The organism is Polaromonas sp. YR568 (assembly GCF_943372955.1).
Lineage (GTDB): Bacteria > Pseudomonadota > Gammaproteobacteria > Burkholderiales > Burkholderiaceae_C > Polaromonas.
This window is the reverse complement of record NZ_CALSAL010000002.1, coordinates 184531-208228: the sequence shown is the minus strand read 5'-3', so window position 1 is coordinate 208228 and position 23698 is coordinate 184531. Positions and strand designations below refer to the sequence as shown.

24 protein-coding genes are annotated in these 23698 nt (G+C 61.5%); 4 read left to right on the top strand and 20 right to left on the bottom strand.

Features of this window, described 5'->3' with window-relative positions; all coding sequences use genetic code 11:
* Nucleotides 1-89 precede the first annotated feature (89 nt).
* Nucleotides 90-701: a hypothetical protein gene (locus tag AAG793_RS06880; RefSeq protein WP_341905987.1), complete on the top strand. Its 612-nt coding sequence runs from the start codon at nucleotides 90-92 to the stop codon at nucleotides 699-701.
* Between the two features lie 26 nt (nucleotides 702-727).
* On the opposite strand, the gene AAG793_RS06875 is transcribed toward AAG793_RS06880, so the two are convergent.
* The 9 genes from AAG793_RS06875 to AAG793_RS06835 all read right to left on the bottom strand — a co-directional run bounded on the left by AAG793_RS06875 (nucleotide 728) and on the right by AAG793_RS06835 (nucleotide 9218).
* A complete protein-coding gene (locus tag AAG793_RS06875) occupies nucleotides 728-1609 on the bottom strand; it encodes a DMT family transporter (protein ID WP_341907639.1) in 882 nt (293 codons plus the stop codon).
* A 6-nt stretch (nucleotides 1610-1615) separates the two neighbouring features.
* Complete coding sequence (locus AAG793_RS06870; protein ID WP_341907637.1) at nucleotides 1616-2230, bottom strand: DUF938 domain-containing protein; 615 nt, start codon at nucleotides 2228-2230, stop codon at nucleotides 1616-1618.
* Nucleotides 2231-2298: 68 nt separating this feature from the next.
* On the bottom strand, nucleotides 2299-3288 hold the full coding sequence (locus tag AAG793_RS06865; protein WP_341905985.1) for a quinone oxidoreductase: 990 nt from the start codon (nucleotides 3286-3288) through the stop codon (nucleotides 2299-2301).
* Nucleotides 3289-3378: 90 nt separating this feature from the next.
* Nucleotides 3379-3654, bottom strand: coding sequence for a hypothetical protein (locus AAG793_RS06860; protein WP_341905983.1), 276 nt, complete (start codon nucleotides 3652-3654; stop codon nucleotides 3379-3381).
* A 111-nt stretch (nucleotides 3655-3765) separates the two neighbouring features.
* The gene (locus AAG793_RS06855; protein ID WP_341905981.1) at nucleotides 3766-4305 is read right to left on the bottom strand and encodes a DUF924 family protein; all 540 of its coding nucleotides are present in this window, start codon (nucleotides 4303-4305) and stop codon (nucleotides 3766-3768) included.
* Nucleotides 4306-4317: 12 nt separating this feature from the next.
* Entirely contained in the window at nucleotides 4318-5154 is an 837-nt protein-coding gene (locus AAG793_RS06850) for a methyltransferase domain-containing protein (RefSeq protein WP_341905978.1), read from the bottom strand.
* A gap of 203 nt (nucleotides 5155-5357) precedes the next feature.
* A complete protein-coding gene (locus AAG793_RS06845; RefSeq protein WP_341905975.1) occupies nucleotides 5358-5972 on the bottom strand; it encodes a DUF4276 family protein in 615 nt (204 codons plus the stop codon).
* A gap of 2 nt (nucleotides 5973-5974) precedes the next feature.
* Nucleotides 5975-7258 (bottom strand): AAA family ATPase, encoded by a 1284-nt coding sequence (locus AAG793_RS06840; protein ID WP_341905972.1) that lies wholly within the window; start codon nucleotides 7256-7258, stop codon nucleotides 5975-5977.
* Between the two features lie 94 nt (nucleotides 7259-7352).
* On the bottom strand, nucleotides 7353-9218 hold the full coding sequence (locus AAG793_RS06835) for a glutamine--tRNA ligase/YqeY domain fusion protein (RefSeq protein WP_341905970.1): 1866 nt from the start codon (nucleotides 9216-9218) through the stop codon (nucleotides 7353-7355).
* Nucleotides 9219-9349: 131 nt separating this feature from the next.
* Between AAG793_RS06835 and AAG793_RS06830 the strand changes: the two genes are divergently transcribed.
* On the top strand, nucleotides 9350-9757 hold the full coding sequence (locus tag AAG793_RS06830; protein ID WP_341905967.1) for a hypothetical protein: 408 nt from the start codon (nucleotides 9350-9352) through the stop codon (nucleotides 9755-9757).
* A 207-nt stretch (nucleotides 9758-9964) separates the two neighbouring features.
* Here the strand turns inward: AAG793_RS06830 and AAG793_RS06825 are convergent, their stop codons facing one another.
* Genes AAG793_RS06825 through AAG793_RS06810 form a run of 4 tightly spaced genes read right to left on the bottom strand, consistent with a single transcriptional unit; the run spans nucleotide 9965 to nucleotide 13729 of the window.
* Nucleotides 9965-11236, bottom strand: coding sequence for a TRAP transporter large permease (locus AAG793_RS06825; protein WP_341905964.1), 1272 nt, complete (start codon nucleotides 11234-11236; stop codon nucleotides 9965-9967).
* 15 nt (nucleotides 11237-11251) lie between these two features.
* A complete protein-coding gene (locus AAG793_RS06820; protein ID WP_341905961.1) occupies nucleotides 11252-11746 on the bottom strand; it encodes a TRAP transporter small permease in 495 nt (164 codons plus the stop codon).
* Between the two features lie 31 nt (nucleotides 11747-11777).
* Nucleotides 11778-12779, bottom strand: a complete 1002-nt coding sequence (locus tag AAG793_RS06815; RefSeq protein WP_341905958.1) for a TRAP transporter substrate-binding protein — start codon at nucleotides 12777-12779, stop codon at nucleotides 11778-11780.
* Between the two features lie 44 nt (nucleotides 12780-12823).
* A complete protein-coding gene (locus tag AAG793_RS06810; RefSeq protein ID WP_341905955.1) occupies nucleotides 12824-13729 on the bottom strand; it encodes an amidohydrolase family protein in 906 nt (301 codons plus the stop codon).
* 95 nt (nucleotides 13730-13824) lie between these two features.
* On the opposite strand from AAG793_RS06810, the gene AAG793_RS06805 reads away from it, so the two are divergent.
* Nucleotides 13825-15312, top strand: coding sequence for a PLP-dependent aminotransferase family protein (locus AAG793_RS06805; RefSeq protein WP_341905952.1), 1488 nt, complete (start codon nucleotides 13825-13827; stop codon nucleotides 15310-15312).
* A gap of 16 nt (nucleotides 15313-15328) precedes the next feature.
* Here the strand turns inward: AAG793_RS06805 and AAG793_RS06800 are convergent, their stop codons facing one another.
* The 3 genes from AAG793_RS06800 to AAG793_RS06790 all read right to left on the bottom strand — a co-directional run bounded on the left by AAG793_RS06800 (nucleotide 15329) and on the right by AAG793_RS06790 (nucleotide 17860).
* Nucleotides 15329-15811 (bottom strand): DUF3455 domain-containing protein, encoded by a 483-nt coding sequence (locus tag AAG793_RS06800; protein WP_341905949.1) that lies wholly within the window; start codon nucleotides 15809-15811, stop codon nucleotides 15329-15331.
* Between the two features lie 150 nt (nucleotides 15812-15961).
* A complete protein-coding gene (locus AAG793_RS06795; protein ID WP_341905946.1) occupies nucleotides 15962-16552 on the bottom strand; it encodes a DUF3455 domain-containing protein in 591 nt (196 codons plus the stop codon).
* A 147-nt stretch (nucleotides 16553-16699) separates the two neighbouring features.
* On the bottom strand, nucleotides 16700-17860 hold the full coding sequence (locus tag AAG793_RS06790) for a branched-chain amino acid ABC transporter substrate-binding protein (RefSeq protein WP_341905944.1): 1161 nt from the start codon (nucleotides 17858-17860) through the stop codon (nucleotides 16700-16702).
* A 259-nt stretch (nucleotides 17861-18119) separates the two neighbouring features.
* Between AAG793_RS06790 and AAG793_RS06785 the strand changes: the two genes are divergently transcribed.
* The gene (locus AAG793_RS06785) at nucleotides 18120-18953 is read left to right on the top strand and encodes an undecaprenyl-diphosphate phosphatase (protein ID WP_341905941.1); all 834 of its coding nucleotides are present in this window, start codon (nucleotides 18120-18122) and stop codon (nucleotides 18951-18953) included.
* Between the two features lie 42 nt (nucleotides 18954-18995).
* Here AAG793_RS06785 and AAG793_RS06780 read toward each other — a convergent pair whose 3' ends face one another.
* The 4 genes from AAG793_RS06780 to AAG793_RS06765 form a co-directional block, all read right to left on the bottom strand.
* The gene (locus AAG793_RS06780) at nucleotides 18996-20522 is read right to left on the bottom strand and encodes an acyl-CoA-binding protein (RefSeq protein WP_341905936.1); all 1527 of its coding nucleotides are present in this window, start codon (nucleotides 20520-20522) and stop codon (nucleotides 18996-18998) included.
* Entirely contained in the window at nucleotides 20512-21804 is a 1293-nt protein-coding gene (locus AAG793_RS06775) for an MASE1 domain-containing protein (protein ID WP_341905933.1), read from the bottom strand. Before AAG793_RS06775 ends, AAG793_RS06780 begins: the two co-directional genes overlap by 11 nt.
* A 129-nt stretch (nucleotides 21805-21933) precedes the next feature.
* On the bottom strand, nucleotides 21934-22818 hold the full coding sequence (locus AAG793_RS06770; RefSeq protein ID WP_341905930.1) for an alpha/beta hydrolase: 885 nt from the start codon (nucleotides 22816-22818) through the stop codon (nucleotides 21934-21936).
* A gap of 14 nt (nucleotides 22819-22832) precedes the next feature.
* Nucleotides 22833-23660 carry a proteasome-type protease gene (locus tag AAG793_RS06765; protein WP_341905927.1) on the bottom strand — a complete coding sequence of 276 codons (828 nt, stop codon included), beginning with the start codon at nucleotides 23658-23660 and terminating at the stop codon, nucleotides 22833-22835.
* Nucleotides 23661-23698 lie beyond the last annotated feature (38 nt).

Below are 23698 nucleotides of genomic sequence, written 5' to 3'. Positions count from 1 at the left end.
AACCGCTTCCTTGCGGCCCTTCTTCCCGATGAAAGTCACAATCGAGCTTCTTCATCGCTTGCTGGCCCACCCCTGATCCATCCCCACCCGTGATCGACCTCCTTCCCCTGGCACTGCTGGCCACCCTGGTTTTCTTTGTGTTTCGCAAGCGCGAGCGCCTGCGCCGCGTGGTGCTGCTGGGCCAGCACCTGATGCAGTTCCAGATTGAAAAACTCATGGAAACCGTGGCCGACGGTTATCTGCGTGCGTTGGGTGAGCCCGACCCGACGCGCCGCGAGCAGATCTGGCGCTATCTGGACGCCAACGAAACCCAGCTGTGCGAGCAGTTCGAGCGCTTTGTGGCCGACTTTGCAAAGCGGGGAGAGGTCGAGACGCGCGTGAGCAAGCTGCCCATCGGCATTCCCATGGCTACGCAGATGTTTCCGCAGGCTACGTTTGATTTGCGCAAGGCGCTTGCCATTCATGCGCACGGGCTCACGCAGGCGGCTAGCAACGCCCTACAACGCACACCGCGCGACAAGGCTTTCACGATGTCGGCCGAGCTGTTCCTGATGCAGCACACCTGCCACTGGTTCTGTAACTCTCGCGCAGTGGCAGATGCGCGCCTGCTCGCACGTCACAAGACCAGCCACGCGCAAGTGCTGGCGGCGGTGGGGGCCGACACGCGCCGGGCCTATCTCGCGCTGACGGGTATCGGCTAGGCTCTTGCCGTCAGGCGCGGGGACACCTATTTCCTGACCAGCGTCACCAGTGCAATACCGCCGAGTACTGCCGCAGAAGCCAGCACCATCGGTAGCGAGAGTGATTCAGCAAGCAGCACCACACCGCCCAGCGCGGCAATCACCGGAACGCTCAGTTGCACCACTGCCGCCTGCGTGGTCTTCAGGGCGGGCAGGGCGTGGTACCAGATCGCGTAACCCAAGCCAGAGGTGACCGCGCCCGAGAGGAACGCCAGCCACAGCCCCGTGCCATCGGGCGTCAGCTGGTGGCGCGCGATCAGCGCCCACAGCAACACCATGGGCACGGTGCGCACAAAGTTGCCTGCTGTCTCGCGCGTCGGGTCTGTGGCGGCTGCGCCAGGCGCAGAACCTCGCTTGCCGCGCACCGAGTAGATGCCCCACGACACGCCGGCAGTGATCATCAGCACCGCACTGAGCAGCGACGGTGTGGCCAGCCCCGGCAGCATCAGCACCACCAGCCCCGCCAAGGCCAGCGCCAGGCCAGCCAGCTGGCGCCTGCCCAGACGTTCGCCCTGCCAGAGACCATAGCCCGTCATCGAGGCCTGTACGGCGCCAAACAGCAGCAGTGCGCCCGTGGCCGCCGGCATGCTGACGTAGGCCAGCGAAAAGCACATGGCGTAGGCGAACAGGGCGGCGGCCGACAGCCAGTTGCCCCCCAGTGTCACGCTGCGCTGGGCGCCACCGCGCAGTTGCACCAGTAGCCACAGCACGCAGGCGCCAGACACCATTCGCATTACCGTGAAGCTGGCAGCGTCAATGCCCGAGTCGCCTGCGCTGGTGGCTTTCAGCGCCATGCGGCACAGCAGCGAATTGCCCGCAAAGGCCAGCATGGCCAGCGACACCAGCAGCGCAAGGCGAAGCGGAGGCATCGTCATTCAGGCCTGCCTCCACACCAGCAACAGGTTGTTGGCCGGCATGGCGTGCCGCGCTGCGAGCCGCAGCCCGGCCTTGTGGGCTTCGGCTTCCACCGCTTCGCGTTGGCGAATGCCCCAGGCAGCATCGCGTGCGCGCAGGCTCTGGTCAAACGCCGCATTGCCCTCGGAGGTAGGCACGTCACGCTCCAGAAACGGCCCGTAGGTGATGAGCACACCACCCGGTGCCAGGTGCCGCGAACTGCCGTGCATCAGCGCGGTGCAGGCGGCCCACGGCGCGATGTGCAGCATGTTGGCGCAGTAAATTGCGTCGAACTGGGCGTCGGACTTTGTATGGTCGGGCAGCCATGCGGGCGCCATCACATCCAGCTGCAGGGGCGGGCGCACATTTGTCAGGCCCTCGGCCGTGGTGAGCGCTGCAATCGAGTCCAGCGCCTCGGGCAGCGGATCGCTGGGCTGCCAGGTCCACTGCGGCAGGTGCCGCGCAAACCACACCACATGCTGGCCGCTGCCCGAAGCGACCTCCAGTGCGTTGCCGCCAGCGGCCCGGGGCGCCAGCACCTCGCGCAGTGTGGCCAGGATGTCCTGCTTGTTGCGGTCTGCTGCCGGGCTGAACAGCGTCCTGCCCGCTGCTGGCACATTGCTGCCGAGTGCACCAGACCTGGACGGATTGGCCTGCAAGGGCTTCAAGGCACGATGACGATGGCGCCCGTCGTCTGGCGGGCTTCGGCGGCACGGTGAGCGTCTGGCAACTGCTCCAGCGAAAAGCGTGCGCCAATCGTTGCACGCACTGCGCCGCTGGCCATCGCCGCAAACACATCGGCCGCATTGGCGCGGAAGGTGATCGGGTCAGCGTTGTGCGGGAAGACCGAAGGCCGCGTGAGAAAGAGGCAACCCTTCTTGTTGAGCAGCTCGGGCTCTATTGCCGGGGCCGGACCGGAAGCGGCGCCGTACAGCACCACCATGCCGAAGGGCGCGGCGCAATCGAGCGAGCCCATGAAGGTGTGCTGCGCCACCGAGTCATACACCACCCGTGCCTTGCGGCCACCACTGGCAGCAATCACCTGCGCCACCCAGTCGGGCTGGGTGTAGTCAATGCACACATCAGCGCCTTCGGCCACGGCCAGCGCGCATTTGGCGGCGGAGCCTGCGGTGCCAATCACGGTGGCGCCCAGCGCCTTGGCCCAGCGGCACAGAATCAGCCCCACACCGCCAGCAGCAGCATGCACCAGCACCACATCGCCCGGCTGCACCGAGTGGGTTTTCTTCACCAGGTACTGCGCCGTCATGGCTTTGAAGAACACCGCGGCAGCGGCCTCGTCGCTGATACCTGCCGGAATCTTCACCAACTTGGCTGCCGGCACGTTGCGCCGGTCGGCATAAGCGCCAACCCCGGCGTTCATGTACACCACGTGGTCGCCCACTTTCAGGTCGGTTACGCCATCACCAAGGGCTTCCACCACACCAGCTGCCTCATGCCCCAGGCCTGTCGGCGTGGGCAGCGGATACTTGCCCGCGCGCTGGTAGATGTCGATGTAGTTGAAGCCAATCGCCGTCTGGCGCAATTGCACCTCGCCAGCAGCGGGCGCGGGCAAGTCCAGCGTGGCCAGGCGCATCACCTCGGGGGCGCCAAATTCGGTGAGCTGGATGGAGCGGGCTTGGGTGGTTTGGGTCATGGGGGCTTGTCTCTTTGGAGGTTGTTGGAGTCAAGACGTATTTTCGCCTTGCTGGCCCAACCGCGCTCGCCGGCCCCGATCGACAAACCGTCAGGCTGCCGCTTTGCCGGGCTTGCTGGCCCCCATCGCGATCAAGCCTTTCTTCACATAGTCGTCAAACTGCGTGCGCGGCATGGCGGTGAGCCCTGCGACGCCGTCGCCAGCGTCCCAGCTCAGCGTGGCGCTGTCGGGTGCCAGCGTCACCTCTACCGGACCCATCGGTATTTCAATCGGCGCGCCATCACCGGGCCTGTAAGTCACGCAGCCTGCTATCGTGCCAGCCAGGGGAACAGGCTCAGCGGCGGGTGGTGCTGTTGATTTGTCCATGCAACTCTCCTCAAAGCTTCATTAGGACAGCTGGCCCGGCCGTGGCGTGTCAGCCAACAGCGGTAGTTTGTGTGGACGTGCAGAATTGATTCAGCGGGCGCCGTGGCCACGCTAGAACGACGAGCCTGGCTCGCTTAAAAATGCCGTTTCTTCAGCCGTGGAAGCCCGGCCCAGCACGCCATTGCGGTGCGGATAGCGGCCAAACCTGTCAATGATGGCTTTGTGGCGTAGCTCATAACTCAAACCGTCTTCAAGCCCTGGCTGTGAGAACAGGCGCACGGCCTGCACATGGATCAGCGGCGATTCGCTGTGCATGTACGGCATGTAGGCAAAGCGGCGCTCGGCAGTGTTTAACAGCTGGTCTTGCCCGTTGGCCACAAGTTCCTGGGCCAGGGCCAGCGCCAAGGCGTCTTGTGCAAAAGCCTGCGGCCTGTCACGAAAAATATTGCGCGAAAACTGGTCAAGCACAATGATTTCCGCCAGCCGACCGCCATGCGTCGCGCGCCAGCCAAAAAGCTCACACCGCGCAGCGGCTTCCAGCGTTGCGCCAAAGCGCGTGCGAATCGTTTCGTCAAGCGCGAGGTCTTTGACGAAGTGCTGCTTGTCAGTCAGCTCCTCAAACCAGAAATGAAGAATGTCTTTGGCCTGCATGGCTGCGTCAGCTCAGCTGCATGACGCGCCGGCGGTACGCGTGAAGGTTTGGCCTTGCGCCAGTGCCAGATTGCCGCGGGCCGACGTGATGCGCAGCACGTTGTCAACGGCCTGCAGCACCAGCTCGCCGCTGCTGCCTGCGGGAGTACGAAGCTCGGTACCGCTGATCAAACCCGCAAGGGGCCGTGTACGGTCACGCCAGGCCAGCGTGCCTTCAAAGGCCTGGTACTTCTGCGACAGGCGCAGGCTTGCACCACGCAGCAGACCGCTGGCACACCACAGCCCCTCCACCCGGGCGGGCACCGTCCATAAATGAACCTTGCTCGACTTGTCGCGCCCGACCACCTTGTCTGGCACCGGCAGCACCGTGGTGCGGTCAGGCAACCAGTCACCCATGTCCCAGTCGTGCGAAACAATGCGCGTGCCCGGTTTGAGCGCGAGGATGGCCGGGCGCAGCTGCAGGTTGAACTCCGGCAGCAAGTACATGGTGATCACGGTGGCCGCTGACAGATCGGTCTTGAACAGGTCTTGCACCCTGAACTCAACCTTAGCAGCCACGCCCGCGTTGCGCGCGCTGGTGTTGCTGGCTTCCACCAGCCGCGGGTCAATCTCCACACCCAGACCCGTCGCCTCAAACCGCTTGGCTGCGGTGATCACGATACGCCCGTCGCCGGAGCCGAGATCAATCACATGGTCACCGCGTTTGACGCCTGCGCTGTTCAGCATCTCCAGCGTGACGTTGTCGGGGGTGGTGATGAAGGGGACTTCGTCCGTGAGTTGGGCGTGGGCAGCGGTGGAAGTAATGAAGATAGCGTACGCGAGCAGCGTAAGTGAAAGTGCTGGAGTCATATGTTCTGCCTGTTCAACCGGATACGTGATCTGCCCAGTCATCAGAAGACTCTAACGATCGCCTTGAAAGATTATTCTCGCAGCCCACTCGACGACTTACTTCGAGTGTGTGAGACACATTGGCTCGGTGACGCAGAACCTAAACGCTAGAAATTTCGGGCGTGGTGTAGTGACCATTTAACTTACCGCTTTATGGCTGTTCTTTACACCGGAGAGCGACTTTGATGTTGGTAATCTGGATTTCCTATGACTCGCAAAAACCTTCGAAAAGATCGTGAATGCTGAGCTACCTCTAACGGGTTTTGATGAGACATGATTTTTTGAGGGTCTGCGCCTTTGTCATACTCAAATTTCAAAGCAGCTTTATTTAGCAAGGTTTGCGCGTCGAGAGAGTCTGCCTTGTCCGGACAGACGCTTCTTACAAGTGCGGGCGTAACTGCAAATCGCTTGGGCTGCTTTCGTAATGCGTCTACATCTGCTATGAGCCAGTTTTCGACGCAACTATTTTTAACTACGACTTCTACCGCTATGTGAGGATACAACTTAGTAAAAGCTGCTTGCAGATTTTTAGAAAACGTACTTGCACTTGGGTTGTCTTCTAGATCAATTAGGACCACGATAAGGTCTACATTGCGCCTGCAAAAGTAGCCAATAGCCGCTTTGGCTGAGGCTGCGACCTGGGCTGGCGTAGCTTTCGGTTGTAGATCCGCCCTAAGCGGTTGGCCAAGAATTCCGTTCGGCGACGTCAGTTTGGGTATCAGCTGCTTAAAAGCGGGTACTTCGCCGTTGCCTTCAACAACTATTCCTATTCGCGCCACAGCTATCTCCCAGAAGGAACGGCTTCATCCACTATTCCTAGATCCAACAAATCGAACAATCGACCTTGCCCATTTTCCCAATCGTGAATGATCTCCGGTCCTATCTCTGTCAAGTTACGTATTGACGTTTCTCCGTTTATTTTGAAGCAAACCCACACGTCATTCGGGGATACTAAGTTAAGTATTACGGGGGAGTGCGTTGTGACGAAGACCTGTTTTTGCTTGCTTATCTTCTTCAACTGATTCGCAAGTTGACGTACTATCCAAGGGTGTACTGAGTTCTCTGGCTCCTCAATGAACATGAGGTCATTTCTGGGGTCAGCAAGCGATACCAATATTGCAAGGGATTGAATAGTGCCGTCTGAAACGTCTTCTGCGGTCCACGGTCGATTAAAGCCTTCTTCCTGAAAAACTAAACCTAGCGTTTTAGTATGAAGATATTGAGTGGAAATACTTTCAAGAGTTGGCACAATCGATCTCATAGAGGAGACCACAGATTCCCATTTGGCGGGATGTTTTCTTGAAAGCCAATCAATTAGTGAGGGCAGGTTCTGACCATAGCCAGACAATCGAGGATTTGGAGATGGTGCTCCTGGCGTTCTGCAAATTTGCGGTGAAAACTGAAAGACTGAGATTCCCGATAACGCAGTAGCAATTGCTGGAAAAAATACTCTGACATAGCTTTCGTCGCCTTCTGTATTGGCAATTTGCTCCGAAGGATCGCCTACTAATCGAAGATATTCTTTAAATCTATCGCCTATTTCTGCATTCGAGCTTTGAAAACTTACTTTTCCATCATTTTTTCTTAGTGTGATGGTAATAACGTCAGGGTCACGCGAAGACTCTGGTTGATTTAACCCTATCACCAGCTCAATAAGCTCGTCTTCTACGTAGTAATCAGCACTGATTGCTTGCTTAGACGCTCGCAGAGAAATTTTGTGTTCAAAGCTAATTGCACGAACTCTAGCAGCCGATATGGACCGAAGGACAAAGCTGCGGCTTACTGCTCGTCTGGCCTCAGCTTTCTCAAACTCAGCTTTAATTACAAAAGTGACTGCGGATTTCGTCCGCCGTTGTCGACGGAATGCGATATTTTCGAATCCTCCCTTTTTTGCAACAGCAAAATCAATTCCATTGGCATAGATATCGGCAATGAAGTCAAAAGAGCTGGAAAGGTTTGATTTACCAGAACCATTTGCTCCAATGATCACTGTCATATCTGAGGGGATAAGCTGCACCGACCTGAGGGATTTGTAGTTGTTTATCTCAAAAGAAAGTAGCTTCATTTTATTTCTCTCAGTCGGTCGTTGCTCGTGAGTTTATGTTCTCAACTCAATATCGTGTGCACTTTAGCCTTCGGAGAACTCTTTTAGTAGTAACTTATTTGCTGAACGAGTCCTTCATCCCTGTCACCCGGTTGAACACGGCCTTGCCCAATTGGTGATCAAGCATGTCCGTCACAAAGTACCCGTGCCGCTCAAACTGGAACCGCTGCCCCGCAGGCGCTGCGGCGGCTGAAGGCTCCACATAGGCAGTCACCACGGTGAGGCTGCCCGGATTCAGCTCTTCCAGAAAATCGTTGTCGCCGGCGCCGGGGTGTTCGGTCTTGAACAGGCGGTCATATAGGCGCACTTCGGCCTGTGCGGCATCGCTCACGCAGACCCAGGTGATCACGCCTTTGACCTTGATGGCGTCGGAGCCCGGGGTGCCGCTCTTGGTGTTGGGGATCAGGGTGGCGTGCACTTCGGTCACGTTGCCTGAGGCGTCTTTGGTGGCGCCCGTGCATTCGATGACGTGGCCGTATTTCAGGCGAACCTTGTTGCCGGGAGTCATAGAACCATCCACCGTGCGCTGCGGCGGATAAAGACGGAAGAAGCCTTTGGGCGGGGTTTCTTCGTAGTCGGTGCGTTCAATCCACACCTCTTTGCCGATCTTGAAGCTGCGTTTGCCTTGTTCGGGGTGGTGCGGGTGCACAGGGGCGCTGCACTCGTCCAAGCTATCGGTACCCATGACCTCGTCCCAATTGGTCAGTACCAGCTTCACCGGGTCCAGCACGGCCATGGCGCGCGGTGCTACTGGGTCCAGCGTGTCGCGCAGCGCGCCTTCGAGCGTGCTGTAGTCGATCCAGCTGTCGCTCTTGCTCACGCCAATGCGCTCGGCAAACAGTTGCAGTGCCTCGGGCGTGTAGCCGCGGCGGCGCAGGCCGACGATGGTGGGCATGCGCGGGTCGTCCCAGCCGCTCACGCGCTTCTCGTTCACCAGCTGGGCCAGCTTGCGTTTGCTGGTGAGCACGTAGGTGAGGTTCAGGCGGGCAAATTCGTACTGGCGGGGATGCGGTGATTCAATCAAACGGCCTTCGGCCAAGCGATCGAGCAGCCAGTCGTAAAACGGGCGCTGGTCTTCAAACTCCAGCGTGCAGATGCTGTGGGTGATCTGCTCCAGCGCGTCTTCGATCGGGTGGGCGAAGGTGTACATCGGGTAGATGCACCATTTGTCGCCAGTGTTGTGGTGGTGCGCGCGGCGGATACGGTAGATGGCCGGGTCGCGCATGTTGATGTTGGGGCTGGCCATGTCGATCTTGGCGCGCAGCACGGCGGCGCCGTCGGGCAGCTTGCCATCTCGCATTTCGCGAAAGCGCGCCAGGTTCTCGGCAGGCGTGCGGCTGCGGAAGGGGCTGTTGGTGCCGGGGTGGCCGAAGTCGCCGCGGTTGTGGCGCATTTCTTCGGCTGTTTGTTCATCCACATACGCGTTGCCGGATTCAATCAGGTACTCGGCCGCGCGGTACATGAAGTCAAAGTAGTCGCTGGCCTGGTAGGGCTTGGCGCTGCCGGCGGGCTGGCCCAATTGCACCCAGTCAAAACCCAGCCACTTCACCGCGTCGATGATGCTGTCGACGTATTCGGTGTCTTCTTTTTCGGGGTTGGTGTCGTCAAAGCGCAGGTGGCACACACCACCGTAGTCGCGCGCCAGGCCGAAGTTCAGGCAAATGCTTTTGGCATGGCCCACATGCAGGTAGCCGTTGGGCTCTGGCGGAAAGCGCAGGCGCACTTTGGCCGGGTCGGGCTGGCCGGCTGCGTGGTGGGCGGCGTCGCCGGGGCTGCCGCCCCAGTGGCGGGTGGCGTAAGTGCCTTCGGTCAGGTCTTTTTCGATGATCTGGCGCAGGAAATTGCTGGGCTTGGTGCCCTCTTTGCCGGGGTCTTTGTCGGTGGTCGCTGAAGGGGTCGCAGAGGGGGTGGGGGAGCTCATTGATTGATTTTAGGGCTACGGGCCAAAGGTTACGTTTCGCTACGGTCTTCACTGTGCATCCGGTATGCGGTTACGGCCACCGTGCGTTTAATTGACACGTGGGCACTTCCTGCCTGCTCAAGGAGAACCTGATGAACTTATCCCTCAAAGCCAACCGCTCCCGCGCCCTTGCTGGTACAGCGGCCGTCCTGGCCGTCGCCGCCATGGGCTTTGCAGGCGCAGCGCAAGCCCGTGACAATGTGTCGTTTTCCATCGGCATTGGTGTTCCGGGCGTGGCTGTCGGTGTGACCAACGCCTACCCGGTGTACAGCCCGCCGGTGTATGTGCAGCCTGCGCCGGTGTACTACCAGCCGCGCCCTGTGTACGTGCAGCCTGCGCCGGTTTATTACCAGCCACGTCCTGTGTATGTGCAGCCCGCACCGGTGTATTACGGCCATCCGCATGGCTGGAAGAAAAAGCACGGTCGCCGCGATGGTCATGGTGGCTACTATGTGCAGGGCCCACGCCCCGGGTATGGGCAGGTCTATTACGGACGTTGATCTGGCAACCTGGCGTCATCCGACCTGATCTGGCCACTGTCTCAGCCGCACAGTGGCCAGCAGGGTACGGCAAACCTGCTGATGTGCGGGGTACTGGGTTGATTTGGTGACGTGGCGTGCGCCGCATCGCGGCGGGAGTTTCTACCCCCAGCGCTGTTCAGGATTAGGAGCCAGCCTCTGATTCTTCGGAGTTGCGGTCGACGCCCGTCACTTCACAAGGGCCAGTGCGAAGGTTGGCACATAGGTCACCAGCATCAACACCACAAGCATCATCACGATGAAGGGCATGATGGCGCGCGCCACCGGCCATAGCTTCAATCCGCTGATAGCCATGCCGACGAAGAGGCAGTAGCCGATGGGTGGTGCGGCCATTCCAATGGCCACATTGGTGACGATCATGGCGCCGAAGTGGATGGGGTCCACCCCGAACTGATTGGCGATGGCAATCAGCATCGGGCCGAGGATCACCATGATGGCGATCTCGTCCATCACTGCGGCGAGCACGAAGAATCCAATGTTGAGCGCAGCCAGCATGATCCATTTCTCATGGATGTTGGCGCCCAACCAGGCTGCGAGCTTGGTGGCCATCTGCTCCTGTGCCACCAGAAAACCAAAGCCAGTGGAAACAGCCACGATGGCCATCACGATGGCGCTGAGAGACATCGCACGGCCAATAACAGCCGGCAAGTGACTCCACTTCAGACGCCTTTCAATCACGCCACCGACGAACAGGGCATAGAGGCAAGCCACCACCGCCGCTTCTGTGGGCGTGAACGCGCCGCCGTAGATTCCCCCCAGCACCACCACAGGTGCCAGCAGGGCCCAGATGCCTTCGCGCAACGCGGCTTTCACTTCGACTGCCGTGGCGTGTTTCTCGCGTGGTCGCTTCTCACGCAAAGCCTGGATGGTCACGATGACGGCCAGGCCAGCAGCCATCAGCAGCCCGGGCAGCACGCCCGAGAGGAAGAGCTTGGCGATGGACTGCTCGGCGATGACGCCCCAGATGACAAACGCAATCGACGGCGGTATCAATGGCGCCAGAACACTTGCGCTCACGGTCAGGGCGGTGGCGTAGGCGGCGCTGTAGCCGCGTTCAATCATGGCCGGGATCATCACGGCTCCAATCGCTGCCGTTGTTGCGGGCGCTGAACCACTCACGGCGGCAAACACCAAGGCCGCCACGATGACCACCCAGCCCATGCCGCCAGGCAGGTGGCGTACGAAGACGTCGGCAACACGCACCAGCCGTTGCGACAAGCCGCCCGCACTCATCAGCTCGCCAGCCAGCATGAAGAAGGGAATGGCCAGCAGGCTGAAGCTCTGCGTGCCAGCCACCATGGTCTGCGGCAGCAGCATGGGCTCGATGCCGGCCGCGACGATTGCCGCCAGCACGCACAGCCCGATCGCGAAGGCGAAAGGAAAGCCGAGAATGACGAGTCCAGCAAAACCAGCCGTCAGAATCAATGCAGTGGTGGACATCTTGGGCGCTGGTCTTTACTTGGCGTCAGGCGGTGCTGAAGGTGCCGGACCCATCAAGGCACGTTCAAGCGCAAAGATGGCGATCAACGCACCGCCTGTTGGCGCACTGGCATACAGGAATGCGATGGGGTAGCCGATGGCCGCCGACGTGGTTCCGAAGGAATCCACCACGTAGCGCACGCCAGCCCAGGTCACAAACACGCCCAGTCCGGCGATGCCAAGCGATACCAGCACCTCGACTGCCCGCTGCAAAGAGGGTGGCAACTGGTCGACCAGCAGGTCCATGCGCACATGGATCGCGTCGCGCACGCCCACGGCGATGGCCAGCATCATCACCCAGCCGAAGCAGCCCAGGGCGAGCTCTTCGCTCCAGCTCAGTGCTTCGTTAAAAACAAGGCGCATCACCACCTGCAGTGACAGCGACACCAGCATCAGAACTGCCAGTGCCACGATCACAACCCTGAGCACACCGGTCAACTGATCGAGTAGACGGCGTGCAAGGTCACTCATGTTGGTTTTCAAGGCATGGCAAGTTGGGTTGTTACTTCACGGCGGCGAGCACCTGCTCCAGCAACGGGCCTGCCTCACTCTTGCGGAACTTGTCGTAAACCGGGGCTACGCTCTTGCGGAAGGCGCCGACATCGGCCACGGTGTTGATTTTCATGCCGTTCTTCTCCAACTTGCTGACAGTGGCTCTGGCGTCAGCCAACGAAACCTGGCGTTGTACGGCAGTCGCGCTTTTGGCTGCACTCAAGACAGCGGTGCGCTGCTCGGGCGTCAGCTTGTCCATGGTCCGTTTGCTCATCACCAGACCGATCATGGAGTAAGTGTGATTGGTGAGCGAGAGGAATTTGGTGACTTCGAAATACTTGTTGGCGTCAATCACTGCCAGCGGAATTTCCAGGCCGTCGATGGTGCCCTGTTGTACGGCCGTGAAGGTTTCGCCCCATGCCATGGGAACCGCCGAGCCACCGAGGCTGTTGAACATGTCAATGAAGACCGGGTTCTGCATCACGCGGTACTTTACCCCCGTCACATCGCCGGGCGTATTGACCGGCCGCTTGTTGTTGATCATGTTGCGGAACCCGCCCTCCATGTACCCCAACACGACGATGCCTTTGGTCGAGAGGCGTTTGGACAGGTTGGCCCCGACGGCACCATCGAGAACCTTGTGGGCTTGCGCTTCATTGGCGAAAAGAAAGGGCAGGTCGTTCACGCTGAATGCGGGCTCCAGCTGTGCGATCACCGCGTTGGTGATGATGCCCGCATCCACGGTGCCGAAGCGCATGCCTTCGAGCATCTGGCGTTCATCGCCGAGTTGGCGATTGGGGAACAGTTGTACCTGTACTGAGCCGCGCGTTTCGCGCTCTACTGCACTCTGGAAAGCCCTGGCACCGGAGGCATAGGGGTCTTGGGCACCGTCGGATGTGGTCCATCCGAGCTTGATGACGGTGGGGGCTTGCGCCAGCGCTGGCCCGGTGACGCTCAGGCAAAGGCTGGCGGTCAGTGCCAGAAGGGTGTGCAGCTTGGATCGACGGTTCATGGTTGTCTCCTTTAATAGTAATGACACGGGTGGCGGTTTTCTGTTCACTGCGCCCAGTACAGCCTGCTGGGGTTGTCAACGAGCACTTGCTGGAGTTCTGCGTCGCTGCAGGCATCCAGCAGGGCATGGACGAGGTCTCCGTCGTCAACCATTGGCGGCGCAATGGCAGGGTGCGGCCAGTCGCTGCCCCAGACCAGTTGGCCGGGGTTCGCCCGCAGCAATGCTTCAACGAGCGGCAATGTGTCGGTAAAGCCGCTGCGCTGGCTGGTCAGTCGGTAGAGGCCGGAGAGTTTCACCCAGGCTCGCCCTTCGCGCACCAGCGCCAACAGGTTTTGAAATCCGGCACTGCCAAGGGCCTGATCGGCTGGAACGTGACCGCAATGGTCCACGACCAGCGGCACGCCAAAGTCGGCGAAGGCCAGTACCTGCTGCGGGTCGCGCGAGACATCCATCAGCACCTGAAAGTGCCAGCCAAAGTCCCGCACACGGTCAACGATACGCGTGAGCGCCTGCGCTGACACGCCGCCCTCAAACAAGGCATTGAAGCGCGTGCCACGGGTACCGAGTGCATGCCAGCGTTCTATGTCGGCGATCGGTGTGTCCGGGTAAACCACGGCCACGCCACGCATCCAGTCGCCACACAGTTTCAGCCAGTGCTCGAAGCTGGTGTGGTCCCTGCCATAAACACTGGGGTGCACCAGAACGGCGCGTTCCAGACCGAGGGCGTCGGCCATCGCGCGGTACGCGGCCAGCGGGGCCTGGGTCGGCGTGTAGCTGCGGGGCTCCTGAAAGGGAAACGGCATGTCCTGGGCGGCGCCGGGCTCAAAAATGTGGAAGTGGCAGTCGCAAGCGCCGCGAGGCAGGGGACGCGCAGGGGGCGCGACCTCAGCGCGGAACGGCAGGTAGCCCGGAGAGGGCTGGTCGGTCTGGGAAATGGCTGGGATAGACATCATTGAAGTGCATCCTAATTAAATTCTGGACTGTCCGATATGGCCAGAATCGAATATATTGAAAGGCCAGAATCCGTAGGTAACAGGAGCTTCATATGGCCCGACAAAGCTCAGGCGCGCTACTTCCAGGGCTGAACCTGTCTCGCGACAGCCGCACACCGATCGGCCGTGAGCTGTTTCAGGCCTTGCGTGAATTTGTCATTTCGGGGTGCATCAAGCCGGGCATGCGCATGCCAGCCACCCGAAACCTGGCCACCGAGTTGGGCGTGTCCCGCACCACCGTGGCCCAGGCCTACGAGCAGCTGAAGTCCGAGGGCTATCTGATCGGGCGAGAGAAATCGGGCACATTCATCCCTGCAGTGCTGCCTGACGCGCGCCAGGTGCTGGTGCCGCGTCAGTCCAGCGATTCAGCGGCCGAGATGGCAGCGCCCCCGCCGACGCTGGCCAGGCGAATGGAAGGCACAGCAGCCGTAAGGGCGGAGCGCGGCATGATCGCGCAGCCTTTCCATCCCGGCATTCCGGACATCGCCGCCTTTCCGGCAAAGCTCTACGTTCGCATCCAGCGCCGCGTATCACTGGATGTGATCAGGCGCGGCGCGGCGCGCTGTCCTGCCGAGGGCACGCCAGTGCTTCGAGAGCAAGTGGCGGCGTACCTGGGGGCGAGCAGAGGCGTGATCTGCGATCCATCGCAGGTGTTCATCATTTCAGGCGCCCATCAGGCACTGCACCTGATCATGCTCGGGCTGTCCAACCCTGGCGATGGTGCCTGGACCGAGAACCCCGGTTACCCGGGGGCGCGCAAATCGTTCGCTTTGTTCGGGCTGCGGACGACGGCAGTTCCGGTCGATGCCGAGGGGCTGATGGTTGCAGAGGGGCGTCGGCGCGATGACCATGCCCGCTTCGCTTACGTCACGCCAGCGCGACAGGCTCCGTTGGGTCACACCATGAGCCTGAGCCGGCGACTCGAATTGTTGCGCTGGGCGCATGAGCGTGACGCGCTAGTGCTGGAGGATGATTACGACGGTGAGTACCGCTTTGGCGGTGCCCCGGCCCCCTCGTTACAAGGGTTGGACCCGGACGGGCGCGTTCTGTATTTCGGCACCTTCAGCAAGACCCTGCTGCCGTCGCTGGGTGTTGGCTACCTGGTGGTGCCACGACGCTACGTCAATGTGATGTCCAAGCTGATTGATCTGGCTGGAAGGCCGCCCAACCTGGCCACACAGCTCAGCATTGCGCACCTGATTGAAAGCGGTGCGTTTGAATCGCATGTGCGTGCGATGCGGACGCACTATCGAAGGCGTCAGGATGCACTGCAGCACCATTTGCGTGAGAGTTTGCAGGACCTCGTGCGGACCGAGGTTCTCAATGCAGGTTTGCACCTGATCGGCTGGCTTCCCCCTCACCTGGACGACCGCCGTGTGGCCGAGAACGCATGGCGGCTGGGGCTGCTGCCGCGTCCGCTGTCTGACTTCGCCGTAGAAGGGCAGTTTCCGCCAGCCCTGATGCTGGGGTTTTCAAACCTGCCGGATGAGCGCATTCCCGAGGCCATTCAGACGCTGCGCCAGGCGATCGTCGAAGGCTGAAACCTGCGTAGTTGGCCTAGCCGCGATCAGCAGGCCGCCAGAAGACGTAATCGGCCTCGTAGGGCACGCTCATGCGCATGCCCAGTGCGGCTGCGGTGCACGACTTGCCGGTCACCACACCCCCCTGGTTGCGCAGGTTCTGGATGTAGCTCACGTTTTCGAGTGCACCGCGTCCCTCGGTCGGATCGGCCTTGGCACGCAGCAAGGGCATGTTGCCGCTGCTGAGGGAGACTTCCACAAACTCACGCGCTATCACCTCGGAGCCGTCGCTGTGCACCCAGCGCGAACGGGTGCCGGGGTAGTAGGTGACGACATTGCCGCGCCCGTCCTGCAGCTGCAGGCTGGGGTTGCGCAGCAGCCAGGTGTATTCAAAGGGCGTGCGGCGGACGGCCTGGCATTCGTACAGAAGATCGCCACGGCCCTGCGCCTGCAGCACCACCACGTTGCCCGCCGGCACGCGAATGTCGGCAGGCAAGCTGGCCTGGTCGAGGTTCTGCAAGGGGGCAACCAGGCTACAGGCGCCCAGCAGGCTCAATGCAGCCGTTGCTGCGAGGGACCTGTACAAAGGTGCCCGGCGCCCGGGTGGTACCCCGGGGCAGGGATCGGCAGACCGCTGTTTCATGGCGACTCCTTCAGACGGTGTGCTGGTTCAAGCGGCTTTCCAGAAGATGTAATCAGCCTGGTAAGGCAGCGTCAGCTTGTCGCCGACTTCGGTCTGCGTGCAGCGCTTGCTCATGTCCTGACCGCCTTTGGTGCGGATGCGCTGGATATAGGTGATGTTCTGCATGGCACCGGGCGCGGCGCTGGGCGTGCCTCTGGACAACTGGTTGGGAATGTTGGTGGCGCCGGTGGTGGGTGCCAGTGCGAGCTGTGTGCCAACGACGCTGGAGCCGTCGGTGTGCGTCCAGGTGGCTGGGGGGCCGACATACCTGCCGACCACTTTGCCGGTGCGGTCGCGCATTTCAGCTTCGGGTTTCATCAGCACCCAGCCAATCGCGCCTGCGTTGGCGGGGTTGGGTCGGCATTCGTAATTGAGCAGGCCGACAGCGGTGGTTTCCAGCGCCACGACGTTGCCCGCGGGTACCAGCATCTGATCGTCCAGGCGATCCTGGCTGTACTCTTTTGCAGGCGGTTTGACGGTGGAACAAGCCGTCATCAGCAGGGCGGTGCCCGTGACCATGACGGTGGTGATGGCGGCGCTCTTGGTCCAGGCCAACAGGACGTTGTGGGTGGATTTCATCGGGACTCCTCGGGGTGTATAGACAAAGTCCAGTACACCGCGCCGGAGCCCCTGGCCCTGTAGGACGCTTTACCGAGAACTTGCGGGCGCAGGGCGGCTTTGTCTGGCAGCAAGCTGTCGCACGCGCCCCTCGGGGTTGTGCCGGTCCTACCAGCGGTCTGATCGCATCTGCAGGTCCCACACGCCTTTGCGCACCGCGTACACACCGACGACGCCGTAGCGCTGTTCGCCGACATCGTCCCATTTCATCGAGCCTGTTACCGGCGCATAACCGTCGAAGCTGCGCAGCGTGTCGGTGATTCTTTTGGGATCAGCCGAATCAGCGCGCTTCATCGCGCCGGCCAGGATATACATCGCGTCGTAGGTGTAGTGGCCACCGTAGGCGGGTTCTACCTTGAATGCATCGACGTATTTGGCAAGGAACTGCTTGCCGCTGGCGAATTCCTTGGCGTCCAGAATCGGTGAGGTGGCGTAAAGGCCTTTGACTATGTCGCTGCCCTTGAGCATGGTGGTGGTCTTGATGGTGTCGCCGCCCAGAATGCTGAGCTGCGTGTACTCCACCTTCTTCAGCGCATCCAGCAGGGCCAGCACCTGGAAATCATTGAGTGTGGTAACGACCACTTCCACGTTGCCGTCCTTGAGCTTGCCGGCGAGTTCATCGAAGGCGGTGGTCTTGTCGTCAAACGACTGGCGGATGGTGACTTCTTTTTTCGCCAACTTGAGCTGCTCCACCGCGCCATCGGCCAGGCCCTTGCCGTAAGGCGTGCCGTCGTCCAGCACCGCGAACTTGCTGGCGCTGAGCTGGTTGGCTGCAAACGAGCCGATGGCCTTGGCCTGCAGGGTGTCGTTGGCCACCAGCCGATAGGTGGTTTGCAGGCCGAGTTGTGTGAACTTGGGGTTGGTCGAGATGGCCAGCTGGGCAATGCTCTTGGCGCCGTAGATGGGCGCCGCTTCAATGCTCACGCCGGAGTTGAGGTTACCGATCACGGCGACCACGCCGGCGTCGATCATCTGCTGCGCCACTTCCTTGCCGGTGGTGGCGTTGGCCCGGTCGTCCATGGCCACCACTTCCAGCTTCACCGTCTTGCCCTTGATCTTGAAGCCTTCCTGGTTGATGTCTGCTACGGCCAGCTTCACGCCGTTGAGCAAGTCCTGCCCGAGTGCGGCGAGGTTACCCGAGAGGGGCTGCGCCACACCGATTCGGATGGTGTCAGGGGTCTGGTTGCAGCCGACCAGCAGGGTAGTGGCGGCTGCAAGGCCAGCGCAGAGAGCCGCCAGGGTCAAGCGACGTACATTGAAATTGTTCATGGTCAGAACCTCGTTGGTTGGGGTGTGACGGAATGTAAGTTTCAATCCGGTGACGTGGATAGCGGGTTTCACCGTTATTGAATGAATGTCTGTATTGATTAGCTGAGCTAATGCTCGATGGTGGGTCGCAGCGAGCTGTTTGTGCACCGTTGCGGCGCAGATTCATCAGTTGGCCAGGGCTTTGGACCAGAACGGTGAGAGGCGTGGCCGGACCGGCGATCGCCACGGCGATAATCCCGGTGCATCAAAGGAGCACCCGTTGGACACCGTATTGCTGATCAAGGCCGCCGTCATGGGCATCGTCGAGGGCCTGACCGAGTTCCTGCCGATCTCGTCGACCGGTCACCTGATCTTGGCCGGCTCCCTGCTCGGGTTTGGCGGCGAGAAGGCCAAGGTGTTTGACATCGCCATCCAGACTGGGGCGATTTTTGCTGTGATCATTGTTTACTGGCAGAAGATCCGCAGCACGCTGGTGGCTTTGCCGACGGAAGAAAAGGCGCAGCGCTTTTCGCTCAACGTGCTGGTGGCGTTTTTCCCGGCGGTGATTCTGGGCCTGCTGTTCGGCAAGGCGATTCAGGCGCACCTCTTCACGCCGGTGGTGGTGGCCAGCACGTTCATCATTGGCGGCTTCATCATTCTGTGGGCTGAAAAACGCCAGCAGGCGAACCCGGCAGCGGCGCGTATCCACGATGTCGATGACATGCGCGTGTGGGATGCGCTCAAGGTCGGGCTGGTTCAGTGCGTGGCGATGATTCCCGGCACCAGCCGCAGCGGCGCCACCATCATCGGCGGCATGCTGCTGGGTCTGTCGCGCAAGGCCGCGACCGATTTTTCTTTCTTCCTTGCCATGCCGACGCTGATCGGCGCCGGTGCCTACAGCCTGTACAAGGAGCGCGCGCTGCTGTCGATGGCCGACCTGCCGTTCTTCACGGTGGGGCTGGTGTTTTCGTTCCTGAGCGCGTGGGTGTGCGTGCGCTGGCTGCTGCGCTATATCTCCAGCAACAGTTTTGTGCCGTTCGCCTGGTACCGCATTGTGTTCGGCCTGGTGGTGCTGGGCACCTGGTGGTCGGGCCTGGTGGACTGGGCTGCGTGACGCATGTGAAGGCGGCGTGCTGCCGGTCCTTCCACGGAGCGTTCAAGCGTTCTTGAGTTTGTCCACCAGCGCGGTGTAGGCCTGCATGGCCGACTCGCGGGTTTCACCGCGGCGTTTGGCCCACGCGTCGTATTTGGCGCGTCCCACCATGTCCATCATGCCCGGTCGGTCGCCCGTCACGTCGCCGGTGGTAGCCTGCTTGTAGAGCGCATAGAGGTCGAGCAGTGCATCGTTATCGGGTGGCTTGCTCAGCGTCTTGACGGCGATGCCTGCGGCTTCAAAGGCTTTCTCAATGTCAGACGGTCCGGTATCGGCCACAGGGGCGCCGAAGCTGGCGTCTTCCAGTGCCACATCGTCCGGGAACCAGCGCGCATCGAGCAGGCGACCTGACCGCACCGCGAAGGCCAGCACGCCCTGCGATTGCAGCGCACCAGCCGTCAGCGTGGCCGGCCACACTGCCATGCCCGCGTTGAACACCGGCTCGCCGAAGGCGGTGAACTTGACCTGGCTGCCCAGTTCACCGGGGCCTTGTGCCCAGCGTTGCAGGCTTTGCAGCCCCTTGCTGCCGCGGTAAATGCCGCTGGTGCTGTTGTGGCCGGGCTGGAACCAGGCCATGTCGGGCGTGCCCTTGCCGAACAGGCCGGCAAAGTCGCCCACTTCGAGCAGCGCGCGCAGTTCGTTGGCAAAGGCGCGCAAAGCTTCGGGGCTCATCTTTGCATCGTCCACCGCCATGCCCAGCGAGGCGGCGCTGCTGGCACCGAAGAACTCCAGAACGCTGCGGGCGACCTGCTCGCGGTCGTTGTCCACGCAGATCATGTGATAACTGTTTTCCAGCACCACCATGCGCGCTTTAGCGCCACCGATCTGCTCGACGAGAAAGTTGGCGGAGTTCAGGCTGGTGAGCTCGTCCTCGCGGGCGTGAATCACCAGCGTGTCGCTGACGATGCTCTTGAGGTTGGTCATGACCCAGTGGCGCAGGCGGTCCACCTGCCGCACGCAGGCCAGCGGCACCCAGCGGTAGTGAAAGGCTTCCCCGCGTGCGAACTTGGCCTTGACGATGGCGCGAAGCTGTTCGTTCTTGATGCCGTAGGGGTCTTCTTCCTCGACCTTCATGCGCGACTGCAGGCCGGGCACCCAGTACACTAGGTGGCGCAGCGGCGTGTACCAGGCGGTGGCCCAGCCGTCGATGTAAATGGGTGGCGCCAGCGCAATCAGCTTGCCGCAGGTGTGTCGCTGCCGCTTGGCCAGCTCAATTGCCAGCAGCGAGCCCATGCACATGCCCATCAGGTGAAAGTGCTCGTGCTGCGCGGCCACTTCGTGGTACTTGGCAGTCACGGCATCCATCCACTGCTCGGCCGTCACATTCACCAGATCTTCAGGCGTGGTGCCGTGGCCCGGCAGGGTGAGGGAGTGGGTGACGAAGCCCGCGTTCTTCAGGCGTTTGTGCATGGAGCCCAGGTCGTACTGCGTGCCGCCCAGGCCATGAATCAGGAACACCGCCGGCACGCTGCGGTCCAGTGTTGCTGCCCCGGCATTGGGGGCGCTCGTTGTCACCACGTCAGCCGGCATGGGGAACCTCGACGTCCAGCAAAGCCGCCACCTGTTCGACCTGTCCGTCCGCACCGCGCACGCTGGAAAGACGCGCGCCGAGTGTGACGACCTTGCCATCACTCCAGCGCAGCACGGTTTTCCACAGCACATGCTCGCGGTGGCCGGCGGCGAGGTCGCGCCAATCGGCCTGCAGGGCCGTCTGCTGCTCCAGCTCTGCGTGGGCGATGAGGTCATGCACGGTGCGCAGCAGGGCGGTGTCCACACGCAGCAAGGGGCCGGCGCCGTCGCCCCACTGCGCCAGACCGCTCACGGCATCGAAGTTGGCGACCACCGTGCGGTTGGACTCCAGAATCTGGCGGTAGCGGGTGCGCCAGTCACTGGCCTGCGCCAGCGCATGGGCATTCACGGCTCCCAGCGCATTGACCACACCCACCAGCAGCGCCATCACCGCAACATAGCCCTGCACCTCAATGATGGCTTCACCGCGGAAGCCTTCAATCTCGGCAAACGGCCCGCCGCCGGCGGCCGTCCAGCCGATCAGTGCGAGTGCGCCGATCAGCGTGGCCACGGTGGCGCCGCGTTCCTTCCAGAGGATGGCGGTTAGCACCATAAAGGGCAGCGGCAGATAGGTCAGTGTGGCGCCCAGCGAGGTGCCAAACCGGTCCGAGACATCACTGGAGAAAATCAGCGTCGCCACGACGAAGAACAGCACCAGCGTGCCCGCACCGGCAAAGAACTCGGCCGAGTTCATACCGCCAGAGCGCCGCACGCGAAAGCCCGAGAACGAAATCACCAGCGGCGCGACCAGCAGCACGCCAACGAAGGTGGTCGAAGCCCAAACCCGCCATTCGGTGGCCAGTTGCACCTGTTCGGGCAGTGTCCAGCTCCACAGGCCAATCGCCACGCTGGCACCCACAGCGGATGTGACAGCGGCGCCCAGCAACAAACCGGCATAGGCCTTGCCCGGCTCGGGGCGGCCGTCGGGTGTGGTGGTGCGAAAGCGCTGGGCCACCCAGGCGCCGACACCGGCAGAAAGCACTTCGTTCAGCGCAAAGACCAGTGAAGGCAGCACGGGGGTGCCGTCGAGCAAACCGAGCAGGGCGCAGGCCACACCGGTGCCCAGCAGCACGCCGCTGCGTCGGGCCGGGCGAACGGCCAGCAGTGCGCCGAAGGTGACGCCAGTCGCCAGCCAGACAGCGGCACTTTGCGTGGCCACATCGCCCATGGATTTGGACAGGATGGCCAGAAAGCCCCATCCGACAAACGTGGCCAGTGCGGTGACAACATTAGGCGCGACCATGGGAACTCCTGAAAACATGACAGTCATGACAAGTGCGAGGACGTCAGCGGTCTGGGCCAGTGAGGCGGCTTGGCGTCCCGGGTTCTGCGCAAGAGTTTAGCCGTGGCGCGGGCACTTTGGGTGAACCAATCAGGCGGGCGGACTGGCTGCAGAATGGGCTGCAGAACTGGTTGCCATGAGGTTGAGCAGCGCGGCCTCGACGGCGGCTGCGGTGACCGCAGGCTTTTCCATGGGAAACAGATGGCTGCCATCGAGCATCGAGATACGGCCACGGGTGACTTTGTCCGTCAACGCCAGCCCCACCTGCCTCAGCTCGGCCGACTGGCAGCCGCCAATGAACGCTGCCGGACACTGCAGCGGGTGCTGGCGCAGCAGGCGCTCGAGGTTGTCGGGCAGGGTGTTGTAGATGGCGGTTTCGACCTCGCGGTCAAAGCTCAGCAGGCGCTGGGCGTCGGGCCCGTCGCTGTCAGCCGCATGGGTGCCGTGGTCGATGTAGTCGCGCAGCACCTGCTCGTCCCAGCGCGCAAACGCCTTCTTGCTGCGGAAATGGGCCAGCACCTCGTCGCGGTTGAGCCACTGCTGCTTGCGCTTCTTGCTCACTGCGCCGGGCGATACCGAACCGACCAGCTGCGCGCGTTTGGCCACGCTGAGCGCCGTCGCACGCCAGCCGCCGACGAGCGGGGAGTCCAGCATCAGCACACCGCGCACCGCCTGCTCGCCCAGAACCGGGTGGCGTGAAGCGCACATCAGACTCAGAAAGCCACCGAGCGAATGCCCGACCAGAAAGGCGGGTTGCTGCGTGGCACGCACCTCGGTGTCGGTGAAGTCCGCCAGCTGCTGCACCAGGTGCGGCCAGTTGCTGGTGACAGGGTAGCGCGGGTCGTGGCCGAACTTCTCGATGGCACGGACTTGAAAGCCGCGCGATTCGAGATGGCGAAACAGCACGCTGTAGGTGCTGGCTGGAAAGCTGTTGCCGTGGGAAAAGACGACCAGCGGCCGGGAACGGGAAGGCACTTGCGGGCGGGTCGTCAGATCAGTTTGTCGTCAGGCGTGCTGATCTTCTTGAGTGGCGCATGGCGGGTGTTGGGCATTTTCAACGGGATGTCGGTGTGCGCGTCGTCCCAGACCGGGTCTTCAATGCTGTCGAACACCTGGCGCAGCTTCTGGCCCCAGTTGTTATGCATCATGCGGTAGTAGGGGTTCTCGCTGTCGATGCAGACGATCTTGTTGCTCTCGAAGCTGTCGGCCTCATAGACCACCAGATCCAGCGGCAGGCCGACCGAGAGATTCGATTTCATCGTCGAGTCCATCGACACCAGCACGCACTTGGCGGCTTCCGCCAATGGGGTTTCGGGCGTGAGCACGCGGTCGAGCACGGGCTTGCCGTACTTGTATTCACCGACCTGGAAATAGGGCGTTTCTTCGGTCGCTTCAATGAAGTTGCCGGCGGAATACACCTGGAACAGGCGCATCTTCTCGCCGCGGATCTGGCCGCCGAAGATCAGCGACACATTGAAGTCGAGGTCGGCATTCTTCAGCGCCTCGCCGTCACGCTGGTGCACATGGCGGATGGCCGAGCCCAGCACGCGTGCAGCGTCGAACATGCTCCGGGCATTCCAGATCGTCAGCGCTTCGCCGCCTTCGGAGTCCTTCAGATGCTCGACCTGCAGGATTTCGCGCACCGATTGCGAAATGGACAGATTGCCCGCCGACAGCAGCACCATGAAGCGGTCGCCCGGCTTTTCATAGACGATCATCTTGCGGAAGGTGCTGATGTTGTCCAGACCCGCGTTGGTGCGGGAGTCCGAGAGGAACACCAGTCCGGCGTTGAGTTTGGCAGCGACGCAGTAGGTCATGAGGGGCTCTGTGTGGGTGGCTGGTGTCGTGGGCGGCG